This is a genomic window from Acidaminococcus sp. (assembly GCF_057597765.1).
Genome location: NZ_DBMBXK010000004.1, coordinates 47358 through 66232 on the forward strand (window position 1 = coordinate 47358; position 18875 = coordinate 66232).

The following is an 18875-nucleotide window of genomic DNA, read 5'->3' on the forward strand; positions in this document are numbered from 1 at the left end:
GGCACAGTCCGGCCTGCTTTGCGAGCAATTATGAAAAGTGATTTTATTGTGGCCGTCCATGCGCTGGTCTACCTGTCCCACCGGGGGTGCCTGGCGTCCAGCGAGGAACTGGCCGAAAACATCTGCACCAATCCGGCCCGGGTCCGGAAGATCATGGGCAAACTGAAGAAAATGGGGATCATCACCACCCGGGAAGGCCATGTGGGGGGCTACTGCCCCTGCGAAGGACTGGAAAAGGTCTCCCTGTATGAAATCGCCCAGGGCATGGGCACGGTGTTCGTGGATACCAAATGGCGCAGCGGCAACGAGGAGAACAACTGCTTCATCTCCAGCGGCATGTCTTCCGTGTTCGATTCCCTGTACCGGGAACTGGACCGGCTGTGCATGGATCATCTGAAGGGGATCACCCTGGGGGATGTAACGGAAGAAATCGTGGAAACCCAGCGCCACAGCCAGAAGGAATGCCACGGGGCCATCAGCGGGGACTGCCCGGCCTGGCAGAAGGCTCTGGAGGAGGAGTCCGCCGGAGAAAAACAAAAACAACAGGAAACTTGTGACTGACCGGTCATTTTTCTGCAAAAGTGTGGTATAATATCGATGTTCACAATTTTCTTATGAGGTGATCCTATGAAAAAAATCGGAGCATTCCTGGCAGCAGCTGTCCTGGCTTTCAGTCTCCATGCAGCACCGGCCTTTGCGGACCAGCCTCTGGACACCATCCAGATCACTGGCACCGCCAGCAAAACCGTGGATCCGGACATGGCCACGGTGAACTTCGCCTTTGAAAAACAGGGCGCCACCCTGGAAGAAGTCCGGCAGGCAGGGGCAGAAGCCAGCCGGAAATTCATCAACAGCATGCTGGCCCAGGGGGTGGCCCGGGACGATATTGCCACCATCAGCTACAATGTGTCTCCCCGGTATGAATATCCGAAAAACGGCGGCCAGAAACTGGCCGGCTACCAGGTGTACGGGGCCTGGGAAGTGAAGGAAAAGAACCTGGACCAGCTGGGGAACCTGATCGACAAGGGGCTGGAAAGCGCCAACCGGCTGAACGGAGTCCGGTTCGGCCTCCAGAATGAGGACCTGATCAAACGGCAGCTGCTGGGCCAGGCCGTGGAAAACGCCCGGTATACCGCCCAGGCTGTGGCCAATGCCGGGGGCAGAGGTCTCGGCGTGCTCCGGCAGGCCAGCATTCCCTCCAGTTCCATAGCGGCAGCCCAGCCGGTGCTCCTGGCCCGGATGAACAAAATGGAAATGGCGGACAGTGCCGCCGCTTCCACCCAGCTGGCGCCCAAAGCGCTGACGGTGACCGTGCAGGTGGACACCCTGTTCGCCCTGACCCTGGAGTAACAGGATGGCAGGGAGCAACAAAAAACCGGCTTTTCTCCAACAGGAAAAGCCGGTTTTATTGCAGGGGGCCATGGAGCTGGAAGTGGCAGTGCTCCGGGAGGCCCTGGAAAACGTCCAGGAAGTCCGTCAGGGGGATTTCCTTTTTTGGACCGGGAAACTGGGGAAGCAACAGGCAGTGGTGAGCCGGACCGGGATCGGCACCGCCGCCGCAGCTGCTGCCACGGCCCTTGGCTGCACCCTGTTCCAGCCTGCCCTGGTGCTGAACCAGGGGACTGCCGGGGGATATCCGGTGGACCTGGAGCCTTTTGACCTGGTGGTGGGGGAACGGTGGTTCAACGGGAACGCCCTGTTCCAGTCCCGGTACGGGAAGGATTATTACCTGGACCTGGCGGCCCTGGAAGGGGAAAGCAAGGAAAGTGAGTTCACCGGGGACCGGCCCTTTTTCCATCCCTGTGACCGGGAGGCGGTCCGGTGGCTGGACAGCTGGGGCACGGCCTACACCCGGGGCCGGGTGGTGCTGGGGACCATTGCCTCTGCAGACCGGTGGAACGACTGCCCGGACACTATCCGGGACCTGGAGGCGAACACCGGGGCTCTGTGCGAAGAGATGGAAACTGCCGGAGCCGGGGATACCGCCGGAAGGATGGGAATTCCCTTTGCCGCCCTGCGGGTGATCTCCAACAACAACCGCACCAGGCGCCCCTTCGACCCGGAAACCGCCCGGGCGGTGCAGGAGTGGGTGGTAAGGGTAGTGAAGAGTGCAGAGTGAAGAGGGAAGAGCAGGGGCCGCGGGCCGAAGGAAAAATTTGCAGGCAAATTTTTTGAATGGAAACGCAGCTGGCGCTGCTAACCCACCACCAGCCTGATGGCTGGTCCCCCGCCCTTGAAAAGGGCGGATATATGCTCGGGCCTGGGGCCCATTGCAGCCTACAGCTTTCGACCAGTATTCCGGCCTTCTTGCGGATATACGCTCTGGCTGACGCCCATTGCTCAGGGCACCAAGCCCAATAAATCCGTGTACTCTAAAACGAAGAACTTGGTGTACTCCAAAACGAGGGACTTTATGTCCCGGGTTTTTATCCGCCCTTTACAAGGGCGGGGGACCGTTGCGCCTGCGCAATGGTGGTGGGTTAGCAGCCGAAGGCTGCGTTTCCATTCAGCAGCATCTGCCCTTGGCAGATGGTTTCCTTCGGCCATTGAATGCTGACAAAAAAAGACGCTGCTTCCGCAGCGCCTTTTTTCCAATTACTCCCCGAACTTCTTTCCGGTGAGCATTTCGTAGGCTTCTTTGTATTTGGCGATGGTCTTGTCGATTACATCCTGGGGCAGCAGGTAGTCGCTGTTGGGATGGGCCTTCAGCCAGTCACGGACGAACTGTTTGTCGTAGGAAGGCTGGCTCTTGCCGGCTTCGTAGCCTGCCAGGGGCCAGAACCGGGAGCTGTCGGGAGTGAGCATTTCGTCACCCAGGACCACTTCGCCTTTTTCGTTCAGGCCGAATTCGAATTTGGTGTCGGCGATGATGATGCCTCTTTCATAGGCATAGTCGGCGCATTTCTTGTACAGGGCGATGGTGGCGTCCTTGATGGCCTTGGTGTATTCGGCCCCTTTCCCCGGGAAGATCTTTTCCAGGTAGGTGACGCACTGTTCTTCGGTGATGTTTTCGTCATGGTCGCCCAGTTCTGCTTTGGTGCTGGGGGTGAAGAGAGGTTCAGGGAGCTTCTGGCATTCCTTCAGCCCTTCGGGCATTTTGATGCCGCAGACGGTGCCGTTTTCCTTGTAGGATTCCCAGCCGCTGCCGGTGATGTAGCCCCGGACGATGCATTCCACAGGGATCATGTTCAGTTTCCGGCATTTCATGCTCTTGCCGGCAAATTCCGGAGTCCGGAAGAATTCAGGCATATCCGCCGGGTCCACACTGATCATGTGGTTGGGGATGATGTCTTTGGTATAGTCGAACCAGAATTTGGACATCTGGGTCAGGACGGCCCCTTTGTCGGTAATGGTGTTTTTCAGAATGTGGTCGAACGCGGAGATCCGGTCAGAAGCCACCATGATCAGGCTGTCGCCCAGATCGTAGATTTCACGAACTTTCCCAGATTTAACGGGTTTGTATTCCTGCATGATCCATCCTCCTTGAATATAGACAGTAAAATCCTGTATCCCTATCATATCACAGCCGGGGGATTTCGTCGAATAATTTTCTCATTATAGGTGGGAATGTTTGTTTCATATGGTACGGAATGGGGAGTGGGTAGGTGGGTAAGTGGAATGGAATGGAAACGCAGCTGGCGCTGCTAACCCACCACCAGCCTTGCGGCTGGTCCCCCGCCCTTGAAAAGGGCGGATAGAAAGCACGCGGGCATATGCCCTTGTACTTTCTTATTAAATAAAGCAAGGGGCGTCAGCCCGAGCGTATATCCGCCCTTTACAAGGGCGGGGGACCGTTGCGCCTGCGCAATGGTGGTGGGTTAGCAGCGCCAGCTGCGTTTCTGTTCAAGACCATTTGCCTCCGGCAAATGGTCTCCTTTGCCGTGGGACGGAAGCCGACCGTCCCCCCTCTTCCCCTCTTTACTCCACCCTCCGCGGAAAATCGTGAAATCCTTGTGGATTCCTTCAGTAACATTGAAGCCGGTGAAAATTTATCGTATAATAAATTGTAAACTCCAGCTGATCAAGCAATTCCGGAGTCTCTAAGAGAGGAAGGTTGTTATTTATGCGTATTGTTATGACTATCGTCGGTGTGGACAAAGTGGGGATCATCGCCAAGGCAAGCACCCTGCTGGCTGACAACAATGTGAACATCCTGAACATCAACCAGAACATTGATGACGGATTCTTCAATATGGTTCTGATCGGTGACCTGGACAACGCGCAGGTTTCTGTGGAAGACCTGAAGGAAAAGGCCACCGCCCTGGGCAAAGAACTGGGTCTGGAAATCCGGGTCCAGAGCGAACAGATCTTTACGGCCATGCACCGGATCTAAGGAGGCCCATCCATGTTCTACGAAATCAAAGACGTACTGGAAACCACCCGGATGATCACCCAGAACAACCTGGACGTGCGGACCATCACCATGGGGATCAGCCTCCGGGACTGCGCGGATCCGGATGTGAAGGTCTGCGCCCAAAAGATCTATGACAAGATCACCACCAAGGCTAAAGACTTGGTGAAGGTGGGGGAACAGCTGGAAGGGGAACTGGGGGTGCCCATTATCCACAAGCGGATCTCCGTCACTCCCATTTCCCTGGTGGGGGAAGCCTGCCAAACCGACAGCTACGTGCCTCTGGCCAAGGCCCTGGATGACGCGGCCAAAGCCGTAGGGGTCAACTTCATCGGCGGCTTCAGCGCCCTGGTGGAAAAAGGCTATACCCACGGGGACCGGACTCTGATCAAATCCATCCCGGAAGCCCTGTCCACCACGGACATCGTGTGCTCTTCCGTGGCCATCGGCTCCACCAAGGCCGGCATCAACATGGACGCGGTCCGGGAAATGGGTCAGGTGGTGAAGGAAACTGCCCGTCTCACCGCGGACCAGGATGCCCTGGGCTGCGCCAAACTGGTGATCTTCTGCAACCCGGTCCAGGACAACCCCTTTATGGCCGGGGCCTTCCACGGGGTCACCGAACCGGAAACCGTCATTAACGTAGGGGTATCCGGCCCCGGGGTAGTGAAGCACGCCCTGGAAGCGGTCCGGGGAGAAGACATCGGGGTGGTGGCGGAAACCATCAAGAAGACTGCCTTCAAGATCACTCGGGTGGGCCAGCTGGTGGCCCAGGAAGCGGCCAAACGGCTGAACACCCAGTTCGGGATCATCGACCTGTCCCTGGCCCCCACCCCGGCGGTAGGGGATTCCGTAGCCCACATCCTGGAAGAGATCGGCCTGGAATCCTGCGGCTGCCCGGGCACTACGGCGGCCCTGGCCATGCTCAACGACGCGGTGAAAAAAGGCGGCCTGATGGCCTCCAGCTACGTGGGCGGCCTCAGCGGCGCCTTCATCCCTGTGTCTGAAGATGCGGGCATGATCGCGGCAGTGGAAAAAGGGTCTCTCACCATCGAAAAACTGGAAGCCATGACCTGCGTGTGCTCCGTGGGCCTGGATATGATCGCCGTCCCCGGTGACACCACCGCGGAAACCATCTCCGCCGTCATTGCCGACGAAGCAGCTGTGGGCATGATCAACAACAAGACCACCGCCGTCCGGCTGATCCCTGTGCCCGGCAAGAAGGTAGGGGACAAGGTGGAATTCGGCGGTCTCCTGGGCTATGCTCCCATCATTGCCGTGAATTCCTTCAAGCCTGATGTGTTTATCCATCGGGGCGGCCGGATCCCGGCACCGGTACGGAGCCTGACCAACTGATGAGAAAGAAAGAACGGGTCCGGGCCATCCTCCAGAAACTGGAGGAGACCTACCGGGGCCAGGGCACGGCCCTCCATTACCGGACCCCCTTTGAACTGCTGGTGGCGGTGGTACTCTCCGCCCAGTGCACCGATGAACGGGTGAACAAGGTCACCGCCCGGCTGTTCCCGGAACTGGACACCCCGGAAAAACTGGGGGCCCTGACCCAGGAACAGCTGGAAGACAGGATCCGGGACTGCGGCCTGTTCCGGTCCAAGGCCCGGAATATCCTGGGTCTGTGCCGGAAGCTGGTGGAAGACTTCCATTCGGAAGTGCCCCAGGATATGAAAAGTCTCCTGAGCCTGCCGGGTGTGGGCCGGAAGACCGCCGACGTGATGCTCAGCGTGGCTTTCGGCCAGCCGGCCATCGCCGTGGATACCCATGTGTTCCGGGTGGCCCACCGGCTGGGACTGTCAGAGGGCAAGGAACCCCTGGCAGTGGAACAGGACCTGATGGAACTGATCCCCCGGGCCCAATGGGGGGAAGCCCACCACTGGTTCATTTGGCACGGCCGGAAGGTGTGCAAAGCCCGGAAGCCCCAGTGCACCCAGTGCCCTGTAGTGGACCTGTGTCCTTCCCGTGTCCTCTGACCGGGGGAACGCGGACGGAAAAGCGACGGAAATCTTGATGGAGTAAGGTGAGAAGCAATGGCAAATGTCTACGACGCAATAGCAGCCTTTTACAACAACGACCCTGGCTGGGACCAGGTGCTGGCCCGGACCGATGCGGAAGCCTATTTCCGCCATCTGGCCTGGCAGGGCAGCACCGATGCCGCCATGCAGCATCAGTGGAACCAGCTGCTGATGCTGTGCATCTACGCAGAGAACGGAGAAATCAATCTGTATGAAATGACAGAAGATGACATTGTGGATCTGGTGGCCTGGTGCGGCCGGAACGTGGTGGATTTCCAGGTGTCCTGTGAATCCGTCCGGGACTTTCTGGATACCCTGGGGTCCTTCTACCTGTTCCTGAAACAGGAGGGACGGATCGCCAGCGCCCTGGCCCCCCGTCTGGCGGCCCAGCTGCTGCTCCGGGACGACGGCACCCTGGGGATCATCGACCAGTACGGGGACTACCTGCCGGGAGAAGAGGACCGGGAGGCCAGAAGCGCCCCGCCTCCGGAAGGCCAGGTGTTCCTGAACGCCTGGGAAGCGGTCCGGGGGATCATGGAAGAGCTCCGCCGGTTCTACCAGAAGGAGGAATTCGACGGGGATTTCCAGCGGGCCCTGACCCTGTATGAACAGGCCCTGGGCATGCTGGACCTGGAAAACGACCCGGGCGAGGACTTCTGGCAGGGGTTCTGGGATTATTTCCTGATGGATTACCACCTGACAGGCAACGACCTGACTCCCCTGGAAATGTTCCGCCAGTGGGGAGACACGGACCATCCCCAGATGGTCAACGAACTGAGCACCGGCTTTTTGGCCCTGTTCACCGTGGAGGACATGATGGACAACAGCCGGTTCCTGTGCCGGGATTTCCTTACCGGGGATATGTACAACCTGAATTTCCATCTCACCGGGGATGATCCGGTGGGGGACCGGGTGATCCTGGGCCATGTGTTCTACAACCGGAGCATGGGCATGAATTGCCTCCAGAGCCGCACCCTGCGTCCCCTGGCCCGGAAACGGCTCCGGGAACTCCTGGAGGAATGTCTCCGGTGGTACGATGTCCAGTGCCCGGGGGCGGACTGGCCCCAGTTCATGGCCCGCCACGGACTGGTGTGCCGGAGCCTGCTGCTGAAAATGGCCCGGAACCCGGCAGCCTGCCGGTTCCCCTATGAAACCAGGCAGCAGGGCTATATCCCCGGCCCTCTGGCGGAAGACATGGACATGGTGGAGTGCCTGGCCCAGGAGATCCTCCTGGTGGGAGACCGGGGCCAGAACGACGTAAGGCTGGTCCGGCACATGTGGGAGGATTTCCGGGAAGGGTATCCTGCCCTGTACCAGTACGAGCCCCAGGTGTGGGCGGCGGCCCTGGTGGAGAATTTCCTGGAGATCAACGAGAAGCGGGCGGCCCGGAAACTGCCTTTCCTGGCGGAAATCGGGGGAGTGCCCCACCGGGATCTGACCCGTGCCTATACGGAAATCCGGGACCGGCTGCAGCTGGAGCCTTCGGATCCCCGGTATCTCAACGAGATGGGGTTCCTGATGATGTTTTCAAGATATGCGTAGGAGTAGACCATGATCTGTAAACACTGCGGATTGGAATATCCTGATGACCTGGAAGCCTGTCCAGGCTGCGGCACCCCCAACGAGGATGTGGAAGCCCAGGTGATGAGTGCGGAAGAACGGGATGCCTTCGACGGGATGACCATTGAAACGGGCACCGAAGAAGAACCCCGGGGGGACTGGAAGGTGTACGACCAGGAGGATATCCGGCGGCAGCAGGAAAAAGCCGCCAAAAAGGAAAAATGGCGGTCCCTCTGGGAACTGGTGAAGCTGAACGGCCGGCTGGTACTGGCGGCAGCGGCGGTGATCCTGGCCGTGGTGCTGCTTCTGCCCACCCTGGTGGGCTTCCTGCTGGTGGGACTGGGGGCTTTGCTGGTATGGACATTTTTTCGAAATTTTTTCATCCGATGGTAAAAAGCCAATTTTCAGAAAACCGGGGGCTTCCCTTTGCGCTATAATTAGTGTATAATCAAGTCCATAAGTAAACCCTGAATGCATTTTTCCTGATCCAACCAGTCCGGCAGGGTCCTGGAACCCTTACCTCATGGTCCTGCCGGGCTGATTGACACTGTTTGCTTCAATTTCAAAACTAGAAGGGATGGTTTGAAAATGCGTGAAGTTGTCATTGTAAGTGCTGTAAGAACGGCTATCGGTAAGTTCGGCGGAAGCCTGACCCCGCTGTCCGCTCCTCAGATGGGCGCCATTGTTATCAAGGAAGCCCTGCAGAGAGCCGGCGTGAAACCGGAAATGGTGGATGAAGTGATTATGGGGAACGTGCTCCAGGCCGGCCTGGGCCAGAACCCTGCCCGTCAGGCCGCCATCTTCGCCGGCATGCCGGTGGAAGTCCCTGCCTTCACCGTGAACAAGGTCTGCGGTTCCGGTCTGAAATGCGTGGAACTGGGTGCCCAGTCCATCCTGGCCGGGGACAACGACATTGTAGTGGCCGGCGGTATGGAAAGCATGTCCAACGCTCCCTTTACCATTCCCGGGAAATCCCGCTGGGGCCTGAAAATGGGCGACCAGAAAATGATCGACGTGATGATCCGGGACGGCCTGTGGGATGCGTTCAACGACTACCACATGGGCATCACCTCTGAAAACGTGGCTGAAAAATTCGGCGTTACCCGGGAAGACCAGGATGAAGTGGCCGCCCGCAGCCAGGCAAGAGCCATCGAAGCCATCAAGAGCGGCGCTTTCAAGGAAGAAATCGTCCCTGTGACCATTAAAACCAAAAAAGGCGAAAAAGTCTTCGATACCGATGAATTCCCCAGAGAAGGAACCACCATGGAAGTCCTGGCCAAACTGCGCCCGGCCTTCAAGAAGGGCGGCACTGTTACCGCCGGCAACGCTTCCGGCCTGAACGACGGGGCTGCCGCTCTGGTACTGATGACCGCTGACAAAGCCAAGGAACTGGGTCTGAAGCCCATGGCCAAGATCGTTTCCTACGCTTCTGCCGGTGTGGATCCTGCCATCATGGGCATCGGGCCCATTCCTGCCAGCCGGAAGGCCCTGGCCAAAGCCGGTCTGGAAGTGAAAGACATGGATCTGGTGGAAGCCAACGAAGCTTTCGCAGCCCAGACGGTGGAAGTAGGCCGTGAACTCCAGCTGGATTGGGACAAGACCAACGTAAACGGCGGCGCCATCGCCCTGGGTCACCCCATCGGTGCATCCGGTGCCCGTATCCTGGTCACCCTGCTGTATGCCCTGAAACACAGAAACAAGAAACTGGGCCTGGCCACCCTGTGCATCGGCGGCGGCATGGGCACTGCCACGGTTGTGGAAATGCTCTAAGAAGTTCAGGGAGCGCTGCTTCCTGAGCAGGGTTCCCTTTCATCATCTATCATTCAAAAGGAAAGAGGTACAAATACTATGGATTTCAACCTGACTGAAGACCAACAGATGATTAAGGACATGGCTGCGGAATTTGCTCAAAAATTCCTGGCTCCTACCGTTGAAGAAAGAGACAAGAACCATATCTGGGATCGGAAGCTTATCGACAAGATGGGCGAAGCCGGTTTCTGCGGCATCTGCTTCCCGGAAGAATACGGCGGCATGGGCCTGGACGTACTGAGCTACATCCTGGCTGTGGAAGAACTGTCCAAGGTGGATGACGGCACCGGCATCACCCTGAGTGCCAACGTTTCCCTGTGCGCTACCCCGATCTACATGTTCGGTACCGAAGAACAGAAACAAAAATACCTGGCTCCCATTGCAGAAGGCACCCATGTAGGGGCTTTCGGCCTGACCGAACCTTCCGCCGGGACCGATGCTTCCGCTCAGCAGACCACGGCTGTGCTGAAAGGCGACAAATACATCCTGAACGGCTCCAAGATCTTCATCACCAACGGCAAAGAAGCTGATACCTATGTGGTATTCGCCATGACCGACAAGAGCCAGGGTGTACACGGCATTTCCGCCTTCATCCTGGAAAAGGGCATGCCCGGCTTCCGCTTCGGCAAGATCGAAGACAAAATGGGCGGCCACACCTCCATCACTGCAGAACTGATCTTTGAAGACTGCGAAGTCCCCAAAGAAAACCTGCTGGGCAAAGAAGGGGAAGGCTTCAAGATCGCCATGGAAACCCTGGACGGCGGCCGTATCGGCGTAGCTGCTCAGGCCCTGGGTATTGCTGAAGGCGCCCTGGCTGCTGCCGTGAAATATTCCAAGGAACGGGAACAGTTCGGTCGGCCCATTTCCAAATTCCAGGCTCTCCAGTTCATGATGGCTGACATGGCCACCAAGATCGAAGCTGCCCGGTATCTGGTATACCATGCCGCCATGCTGAAGAACGAAGGCAAACCTTATTCCGAAGCTGCCGCCATGGCCAAGTGCTTCGCCTCCGACGTGGCCATGGAAGTGACCACCGACGCTGTACAGATCTTCGGCGGCTACGGCTACACCGTGGACTACCCTGCAGAACGGTACATGCGGAACGCCAAGATTACCCAGATCTACGAAGGCACCAACCAGGTTATGCGGATCGTAACCTCCCGTGCCCTGCTGAAAGACAAGAAAAAATAATCCCTTCTGAAAAGAAGGACCATGAGGAGGGCTGGTTTTTTGCCAGCCCTTCCTTTGCACAGAAGGAATTTCCGAGAAGTCCTTCTGTGGATGCAGGATTTCTCACTATACCAACGTAAAGGAGATTTTTTGTTATGGAACTGCAGAAAGTTATGGTTATCGGCGCTGGCCAGATGGGCAGCGGCATTGCACAGGTCATGGCTGCACATGGTGTGGAAGTGACCCTCCGGGACATCAAACAGGAATTCGTTGACCGGGGCATTGCCAAGATCGAAAAGAGCCTGGACCACAGCGTGGCCAAAGGCCGGATCACCGAAGATGACAAAAAAGCCACCATGGCCCGGATCCACGGGGTTGTGGATCTGACTCCCGAAGCCTGCGATGTGCATCTGGCCATCGAAGCCGCTACGGAAAACATCAAGATCAAACAAAGCATCTTCAAGGAACTGGACGAAAAGATGCCCAAAGACGCCATCATCGCCAGCAACACCTCTTCCGTTTCCATTACCATGCTGGCTGCCGGCACTTCCCGTCCGGACAAATTCATCGGCATGCACTTCTTCAACCCGGCTCCTGTGATGAAGCTGGTGGAAGTGACCAAGGGCCTGGGCACCTCTGAAGAAACCTTCCAGAAGGTGTACGAACTGGCCAAAGCCCTGGACAAGACCCCTGTAAAGGTCAACGATGCTCCCGGGTTCGTGGGCAACCGGATCATGATCCCCATGATCAACGAAGCCATCTTCACCCTCAGCGAAGGGGTTGCCAGCGCTGAAGATATCGATGCTGTGGCCAAACTGGGCTTCAACCATCCCATGGGGCCTCTGGCTCTGTCCGACCTGATCGGCAACGATACGGTCCTGGCCATTATGGAAGTGCTGTACAAGGGCTTTGGGGATCCCAAATACCGTCCGGCTCCTCTCCTGAGAAAGATGGTGGAAGCCGGCTATCTGGGCCGGAAGACCGGCAAGGGCTTCTACGACTACAACAAATAAGCTGAATGGTGGTGTCAAACCATGTATGACTACAAAAATCTGCTGGTGGAAATTGCGGACGACGGGGTGACCACGGTTACCGTGAACCGTCCCAAATACCTGAACGCCCTGGATACCCCCACCCTGGTGGAAATGAAGGACTGCTTCGGGAAACTGGCCACGGATCCGGCGGTGAAGGCTGTCATCATCCGGGGCGCCGGAGAAAAGGCCTTTGTGGCCGGGGCTGACCTGAAGGCCATGAGCACCATGACTGCCGTGGAAGGGAGAGATTTCTCCAACCTGGGCCATGATGTGTTCGATGCCATTGAAAAACTGCCGGTGGTGGCTGTGGCCGCCGTCAACGGCTATGCCCTGGGCGGGGGCTGCGAACTGGCCCTGGCCTGCGATTTCCGTTTCGCTTCCACTACCGCCAAGTTCGGCCAGCCGGAAGTGAACTACGGGATCATCCCCGGGTTCGGGGGTTCCCAGCGCCTGGCCCGGCTCATCGGCAAAGGCTATGCCAAGGAAATGATCTACACCGGGGCTATGGTGGATGCGGAAGAAGCCCATCGGATCGGCCTGGTGAACCGGGTGGTGGAACCGGATCAGTTGATCCCCACCTGCGAAGAAGTGTGCCGGAAGATCATGAAAAAGGCTCCCATTGCCATTGCCAGTGCCAAGGATGCCATCAACCGGGGCCTTTCCATGGACCTGGATTCCGGTCTCAGCTACGAAGCCCAGGTCTTCGGGACCTGCTTCGCCACCTTGGACCAGAAGGAAGGCATGAAGGCGTTCCTGGAAAAACGGAAACCGGTGTTTATGAACAAATAAGGCTGCTGCGCAGCCTGTCAACGGTCAGCTGTCCACAGTCAGCGGCCGAAGGAAAGAACCCGCCTTTGCAGACGGGTTCTTTTTGTTGTGAGGGAAGAAAATGAAAAAACTCTGGTTTTGTATACTCTGTATTTTCCTGGTGGCTTTTGGGGGGATGATGCGGCGGCCCCGTCTTCCTGAAGGGCCGGGGAGCGGCCAACTGGCGAAGCCGGACCCCATCACCGAAAAAATCGCCGCCATGACTCCGGAAGAAAAGGCCGGGCAATTGATGCTGGTGGGTCTGGAGGGCCGGACCCCTTCGGAAGCCTTCCAGCAGGAAATGAAGGACCATCCCTACGGTGGGGTGATCCTGTTTGACCGGAACATGGAAAATCCGGCCCAGGTAAAGGCCCTGACCGGCCGGCTCCAGGACCTGTCCGGGGATATACCCCTGTTCATCGGCCTGGACGAAGAGGGGGGACAGGTGGCCCGGATGAAGGATACCCTGCCGGCACCTCCTTCCCAGGCTGCCATCGGGGCTACCGGGAACCCGGATATGGCACAGAAATGGGCAGCGGAAACCGGCCGTCAGCTGAAGCAGCTGGGGATCAACCTGAACCTGGCCCCGGTGGCGGACGTGGGCAGCGGGGCCGGCCGCAGCTACAGCAAGCATCCTGCCACCGCCGCCAAATTTGTGGAAAGGGCCCTGGCCGGATACCAACAGGTCCATCTCATGGCCTGTGTGAAGCACTTCCCCGGATTGGGGAAAGGACAGGAAGACACCCACAAAGGCCGGGTCACCGTCTCCGCCAGCCGGGAAACCCTGGAGCGGGAAGACCTGCTGCCTTTCCGGGAGGCCCTGGAAAAGTTCCCGGAACCCCGGTTCGCCATGATGGTGACCCATGTGGACTATCCGGCCCTGGATCCGGACTGGCCCGCCTCCCTGTCCCAGAAGGTCATGGGGGATCTGCTCCGGAACCGGCTCCATTTCGACGGGATCATTATGACCGATGATTTGACCATGGGGGCCATAGCAGGGTCCTGGCCCCTGGAAGAAGCGGCGGTGCGTGCCTTGGGGGCCGGGGCGGACCAGGTGATGGTGTGCCACGACCCGGAATCCATCCGGAAGGTCCATAAGGCCATTGCTGCGGCCATCCGGGAAGGAAAGCTGCCAAAGGACCAGGTGGACCGGTCTTTGTACCGGATCCTGAAAACAAAGGAAAGCCTGTAACCGGGGAAAATATGGTATACTGGGCACAGTACAGTGAATGAATGGAGGTTTTTCAATATGAAGGAACCCTACAGCAGAAAAGAATCCGCCTGGGCGCGGATGGATGAAAAAGAACGGAAAGAGACTCTGGCCTACGGGGAACGGTACAAAGCCTTCCTGGACAAGGCCCGGTCCGAACGGCTGGCTGTAAAGGAGATCCTGGCACAGGCGGAAGCCGCCGGGTTCAAGCCCCTGTATGAAGCGGAAACCCTGAAACCCGGGGACAAGGTGTACTGGAACCAGAAGGGCAAGGCCTGCATCCTGGCGGTGATCGGGAAGGAACCGGTCCATGAGGGGCTGAAGATCGTAGGCTCCCACATCGATTCTCCCCGGCTGGACCTGAAAGGGAACCCGGTCCACGAACAGGATGGGGTGGTGTACTTCCGGACCCATTACTACGGGGGCATCAAAAAGTATCAGTGGCCCTGTATCCCTCTGGCCCTGGTGGGGGTGATCCACACCAAAGAAGGGAAGAAAATCGAAGTGAACATCGGCATGGACGAAAAGGATCCGGTGTTCTACATTACGGACCTTTTGATCCACATGGCCCAGGACCAGATGAAGAAGACCCTGGCGGAAGGGGTCACCGGGGAACAGCTCCAGGCGGTGATCGGCACTCATACGGACAAGGATAAAAAAGTGAAGGACGCCCTGATGGACCTGTTGAAGGAAACCTACGGGGTGGAGGAAGAGGACTTCACCACAGCGGAACTGGAACTGGTGCCCGCCCTGAAAAGCCGGGATGTGGGCTTTGACCGGTCCCTCATCGCCGGGTACGGCCAGGACGACCGGGTGTGCTCCTACGCCAACCTGGAAGCCATCCTGGACGCCCGGGCCGGGGAAAAGACCCAGGCGGCCCTGTTTGCGGACAAGGAAGAAATCGGGTCCTACGGGAACACCGGCATGCAGTCCTCCTATTTCGCCAAGTTTGTCATGAAGCTGCTGGCCCTGCAGAACCGGGGCACCCTGCTGGACTTCTACGAAACCATGGAAAACAGCGAAATGCTCTCCGGGGACGTGAACAGTTGCCTGGATCCCATGTTCCCGGAAGTGACGGAAAAGGACAACTCGGCCCTGTTGGGCTACGGGGTGGCCCTTACCAAATACACAGGGGCCCGGGGCAAGGGCGGCAGCAACGACGCCAACAGCGAGTTCATCCAGAAAATCCGGACCATTTTCAACGACGCCGGGGTGGCCTGGCAGATTGGGGAACTGGGGAAAGTGGACCAGGGCGGGGGCGGCACCATCGCCTACATGCTGGCGGACTGGGGCTGCGAAGTGGTGGACTGCGGCACCGCCATGCTCAGCATGCATTCCCCCTACGATTTGTTGAGCAAGGCCGATGCCTACGAAACCTACCGGGCGTACAAGGCGTTTTTTGAGAGCAAGTGAGGTGCGGCTGCTCTGGCAGCAGCACCGTCAGCGGTCAGCAGACGAAGGAAAGGACCTGGATTTTTGTCCAGGTCCTTTTTGCATGGAGAAAACCGGCGGCCGGGATGGGCGTGCCTGGGGCCCGCCCCTACGGCGTCAGGGTCGGAGGGTGGGGGAACAACGGTTTTCATCGAAGGGTCACCTGGCTGGGATCCCCGGATCGCCGTGATGATCCCCTGACCCCAAACGCTGTAGGGGCTTGCCGCAGGCGAGCCCGTCCCGGCCGCCCAGAGGGCAAAAACGTTCAAAGCCGGATGCCGGGCATCCGGCTTCCACCGGCCGCTGCCCCTTTACCGTTACCCATTGCCGCTGACCGGACAAAGTGCTACAATAAATATGCAATTATTTTGAATTTTATGAGGAGGGGTTTTCATGAAACTGAAAAAACTGGCTTTGCTGCTGACTCTGGGTGCCACCCTTATGGGCGGTACGGTGTTTGCCGCCGGATCCCCGGATTCTCCTTTCAAACCCGATGAACAGGTGTACCACAAAGGCGATCTGTTCACCTTTGACAAACAGGATGTAGCCAAAGGGAAGGGCACTGCCTACGGGAAATTCGCCTTTGCCCGGGACAAGGCCGCCCCGGATTCTGCCATCAAGGAAATCTGCTACCTGACCCTGAAAAAAGGTTCCTCCATCGGCTGCCACAAACACGGTTTCAATGAAGACGCCTATATCATCGTATCCGGCGAAGGGATCTTCACCGACGGCACCGGCAAGGAAACGGTGGTGAAGGCAGGGGATGTGACCATCGCCCGTCCCGGTCAGTCCCACGGCCTGCGGAACGAAAAGAAAGAACCCCTGGTGTTCCTGGACGTAATCGCCCAGAACGACACCTATTTAAAGAACCATCCCGAAGCCGCACCGAAGAAATAAAGACCTGCCGGAGGCAGGCTGGTCGCGGGCCAAGGGTCAATGGCCAAAGGAAAGGACCTGGATTTTTGTCCAGGTCCTTTTTGAATGGAGAAAACCGGCGGCCGGGATGGGCGTGCCTGCGGCGCGCCCCTACGGCGTCAGGGTCGGAGGATGGGGGAACAACGGTTTTCATCGAAGGGTCGCCTGGCTGGGATCGGAGTGGATAACAACGGTCCCGGAAACGGATTCCCCGACAATCCCGTTTCCCGGATTTTCCGTGGTGATCCGCTGACCCCAACGGCGTAGGGGCTTGCCGCAGGCACGCCCGTCCCGGCCGCCCAGAGGGCAAAAACGTTCAAAGCCGGATGCCAGGCATCCGGCTTCCACCGGCCGCTGACCGTTGACAAAAAAGCCACCCTCAGGGGCGGCTTTTTTCACACCTTCACCTTCCCTTCCCACTTTCCCGTCCGGTACTCGTAATAGGAAATGGCCCAGTTGGCGGCCCAGCCTGCCGGTTCTGCCATCCATACCATCTGGATGCCGAACAGGGGGGCCAGGGTTACGGAAATCACCACCCGAAGGGCCAGGTTGGTCAGGTTGGCCAGGGTGAACAGCTTCATGTCCCCGGCTCCCCGGAGCACTCCGTCCACTGCCATTTTGAACCCGATGAGGCTGATGAAGAACCCAACGAACTGCAAAAAGGAGGTGCCGGTGGCCAGGGCGGTGGGGGAGGCTTTGTCCCCCAGGAAGAACCGGATAATGGGTTCGTTCCACCCTTCCAGCACCACCAGGATCACCAGGGCATAGAGGACCACCAGCTTGTTGGCGCTGTGGTACCCTTCGATCACCCGTTCTTTCCGTCCTGCTCCCAGGTTCTGGCCGGTGTAGGGACTCATGGCGTTGCCGATGGCGCTCATGGGCACGGTGCAGCAGTACTGGATCCGCATGGCCGCGGAGAATCCCGCCAGGGCCGCCGCCCCGAAACTGTTCACCACGCTCTGGACCAGCATCATGCCGATGGATACGATGGACTGCTGGAGGATGGAGGGGAGGGCAATGGAGCCCATTTTCCGGAACAGGTCCAGGCTGAAATACCGGGGGGCCTGTCCCAGGGGCCGGATCAGCCGGAGGAACACGCCATAGGACAGCACCGCCGAGATCCCCTGGGAAATCAGGGTGGCCCAGGCAGCCCCCGCCACCCCCCAGCCCAGGTTCCGGACCATGTAGATGTCCAGGCCCACGTTGAGCAGGGAGGAAAAGATCAGGAACACCAGGGGGTACCGGGATTTCCCCAGGGCGTTGAAGGTGGCGGAGATGATATTGTACATAAAGAGGAAGGGCAGCCCCAGAAAATAGATCTGCAGGTACACATCCGCCATGGCAAGGGATTCTGCCGGGGTCTTCAGCCAGGCCATGATCTGCCGGCTGGAAACATACCCGAAAGCCCCCAGCACGGTGCTGAGCACCAGAAAGGCCACAAATGCCGTATAAATGGATTCTTTCATCCGGTCATAGGCATGGGCTCCGAAAAAACGGCTCACCAGCACTGAGGCTCCCAGGCCCCCGCCGATGGCGATGCTGATGAACACGGTGGTCAGGGCATAGGATGCCCCCACTGCCGCCAGGGCTTGTTCGCCCACATACCGCCCCACAATGGCGGAATCCACGGTGTTGTACAGCTGTTGGAAGAAGTTCCCCAGAATCATGGGGAGGGAAAAAACAAAAAGGGCCTTCATGGGCCGGTCCGTAACCAGATAATCCCGTTCCAAAATTGTCACCTCGATTGTTTATGGTACCAGTGTAACGAAGATGGGGGAGGAATGCAAGACGAGAAATGTCCATTCACCACCCGATTTTTCCACTCAGGAAGGAATTTTCCTTTTCGCGGAGAAGGGTCCCTACAGAATCTTTTTGAGGAGGAGAAGCAAATGATGGATCCATGGGAGAAAAAGAAATGGGCGGTGGTGGTGGTGCTGGTGGCCCTTTGTGTGGGCGGCAGCTTTTGGGCCACCCGGGAAACGGTTCCGGAAGCAGCGGAAATACCGTCTGAAAGGCCAAGCGTTACAGTTCCTGCTGATAAACCAAAAACCATTACCATCTACATCAGCGGGGCGGTTAGGGAACCGGGACTGTATCAGGTAAAACCTGGCATCCGGTATCAGGAAGCGTTGGCTGAGGCAGGCGGAGCTACGGAAGAAGCTGACCTGACGAGAGTAAATCTGGCCAAAAAGTGCAAAGATGGAAGTCATGTGAACGTCCCGCTCCTGAAAAAAAGTGCCAGGAAACCGGTACAGACCAGAACCGTTGACCCAACTGGGGGTGAAACCCCAGGTACAGGGACTGTCAATCCTGCAGCAGAAGCCGATTCAGGGCTTCCGCCACCGGCTGCTGCAGGCAGAGTGAACTTGAACCAGGCAGGTGTGGAAGAACTGACCGGACTGCCGGGGATAGGGCCGGCGCTGGCCAGAAGGATTGTGGAATATCGGCGGCAGCAGCCTTTCCGCAGCCCGGAAGATCTTCAGAATGTTTCCGGCATTGGGCCATCCAAATTCCAGCGGCTGCGGGCCCTGGTGGAGGTGTAAGATGGATCCGGTACTGGC

The 18875-nt window shown here is 58.2% G+C and carries 18 protein-coding genes; 16 read left to right on the plus strand and 2 right to left on the minus strand.

What is annotated here, in order from left to right; genetic code table 11:
• Window positions 1-30 precede the first annotated feature (30 nt).
• From ACZOF8_RS03485 to ACZOF8_RS03495, 3 genes are all read left to right on the plus strand, one after another.
• On the plus strand, window positions 31-561 hold the full coding sequence (locus ACZOF8_RS03485) for an RrF2 family transcriptional regulator (protein WP_022487273.1): 531 nt from the start codon (window positions 31-33) through the stop codon (window positions 559-561).
• Between the two features lie 66 nt (window positions 562-627).
• On the plus strand, window positions 628-1350 hold the full coding sequence (locus ACZOF8_RS03490; RefSeq protein ID WP_308664642.1) for an SIMPL domain-containing protein: 723 nt from the start codon (window positions 628-630) through the stop codon (window positions 1348-1350).
• Between the two features lie 4 nt (window positions 1351-1354).
• Complete coding sequence (locus tag ACZOF8_RS03495) at window positions 1355-2119, plus strand: 5'-methylthioadenosine/S-adenosylhomocysteine nucleosidase (protein ID WP_441369133.1); 765 nt, start codon at window positions 1355-1357, stop codon at window positions 2117-2119.
• A 476-nt stretch (window positions 2120-2595) separates the two neighbouring features.
• On the opposite strand, the gene ACZOF8_RS03500 is transcribed toward ACZOF8_RS03495, so the two are convergent.
• Complete coding sequence (locus ACZOF8_RS03500) at window positions 2596-3471, minus strand: phosphoribosylaminoimidazolesuccinocarboxamide synthase (RefSeq protein WP_022488227.1); 876 nt, start codon at window positions 3469-3471, stop codon at window positions 2596-2598.
• A 592-nt stretch (window positions 3472-4063) separates the two neighbouring features.
• Between ACZOF8_RS03500 and ACZOF8_RS03505 the strand changes: the two genes are divergently transcribed.
• From ACZOF8_RS03505 to ACZOF8_RS03560, 12 genes are all read left to right on the plus strand, one after another.
• Complete coding sequence (locus ACZOF8_RS03505) at window positions 4064-4333, plus strand: ACT domain-containing protein (protein ID WP_022487212.1); 270 nt, start codon at window positions 4064-4066, stop codon at window positions 4331-4333.
• 12 nt (window positions 4334-4345) lie between these two features.
• The gene (locus ACZOF8_RS03510; protein ID WP_022487213.1) at window positions 4346-5707 is read left to right on the plus strand and encodes a PFL family protein; all 1362 of its coding nucleotides are present in this window, start codon (window positions 4346-4348) and stop codon (window positions 5705-5707) included.
• The gene (gene nth, locus ACZOF8_RS03515) at window positions 5707-6336 is read left to right on the plus strand and encodes an endonuclease III (protein WP_022487214.1); all 630 of its coding nucleotides are present in this window, start codon (window positions 5707-5709) and stop codon (window positions 6334-6336) included. Before ACZOF8_RS03510 ends, nth begins: the two co-directional genes overlap by 1 nt.
• 57 nt (window positions 6337-6393) lie before the next feature.
• Window positions 6394-7920 carry a hypothetical protein gene (locus ACZOF8_RS03520; protein WP_022487215.1) on the plus strand — a complete coding sequence of 509 codons (1527 nt, stop codon included), beginning with the start codon at window positions 6394-6396 and terminating at the stop codon, window positions 7918-7920.
• A 9-nt stretch (window positions 7921-7929) separates the two neighbouring features.
• Window positions 7930-8331, plus strand: coding sequence for a zinc ribbon domain-containing protein (locus ACZOF8_RS03525; protein WP_022487216.1), 402 nt, complete (start codon window positions 7930-7932; stop codon window positions 8329-8331).
• 195 nt (window positions 8332-8526) lie between these two features.
• Window positions 8527-9708: an acetyl-CoA C-acetyltransferase gene (locus ACZOF8_RS03530; RefSeq protein ID WP_022487217.1), complete on the plus strand. Its 1182-nt coding sequence runs from the start codon at window positions 8527-8529 to the stop codon at window positions 9706-9708.
• 78 nt (window positions 9709-9786) lie between these two features.
• Complete coding sequence (locus ACZOF8_RS03535; protein WP_022487218.1) at window positions 9787-10938, plus strand: acyl-CoA dehydrogenase; 1152 nt, start codon at window positions 9787-9789, stop codon at window positions 10936-10938.
• Between the two features lie 134 nt (window positions 10939-11072).
• Window positions 11073-11930, plus strand: coding sequence for a 3-hydroxybutyryl-CoA dehydrogenase (locus ACZOF8_RS03540; protein WP_022487219.1), 858 nt, complete (start codon window positions 11073-11075; stop codon window positions 11928-11930).
• Window positions 11931-11951: 21 nt separating this feature from the next.
• Window positions 11952-12740, plus strand: coding sequence for an enoyl-CoA hydratase-related protein (locus ACZOF8_RS03545; RefSeq protein WP_022487220.1), 789 nt, complete (start codon window positions 11952-11954; stop codon window positions 12738-12740).
• Window positions 12741-12840: 100 nt separating this feature from the next.
• Window positions 12841-13950 (plus strand): glycoside hydrolase family 3 protein, encoded by a 1110-nt coding sequence (locus ACZOF8_RS03550; RefSeq protein ID WP_154487376.1) that lies wholly within the window; start codon window positions 12841-12843, stop codon window positions 13948-13950.
• Window positions 13951-14007: 57 nt separating this feature from the next.
• Complete coding sequence (locus ACZOF8_RS03555) at window positions 14008-15381, plus strand: aminopeptidase (RefSeq protein WP_288311309.1); 1374 nt, start codon at window positions 14008-14010, stop codon at window positions 15379-15381.
• A 459-nt stretch (window positions 15382-15840) separates the two neighbouring features.
• Window positions 15841-16296, plus strand: coding sequence for a cupin domain-containing protein (locus ACZOF8_RS03560; RefSeq protein WP_154487454.1), 456 nt, complete (start codon window positions 15841-15843; stop codon window positions 16294-16296).
• A 413-nt stretch (window positions 16297-16709) separates the two neighbouring features.
• Here the strand turns inward: ACZOF8_RS03560 and ACZOF8_RS03565 are convergent, their stop codons facing one another.
• A complete protein-coding gene (locus tag ACZOF8_RS03565) occupies window positions 16710-18044 on the minus strand; it encodes an MATE family efflux transporter (protein ID WP_022487226.1) in 1335 nt (444 codons plus the stop codon).
• 51 nt (window positions 18045-18095) lie between these two features.
• Here ACZOF8_RS03565 and ACZOF8_RS03570 point away from each other — a divergent pair, with 51 nt between their 5' ends.
• Window positions 18096-18857, plus strand: coding sequence for a ComEA family DNA-binding protein (locus ACZOF8_RS03570; protein ID WP_022487227.1), 762 nt, complete (start codon window positions 18096-18098; stop codon window positions 18855-18857).
• Window positions 18858-18875: the final 18 nt, after the last annotated feature.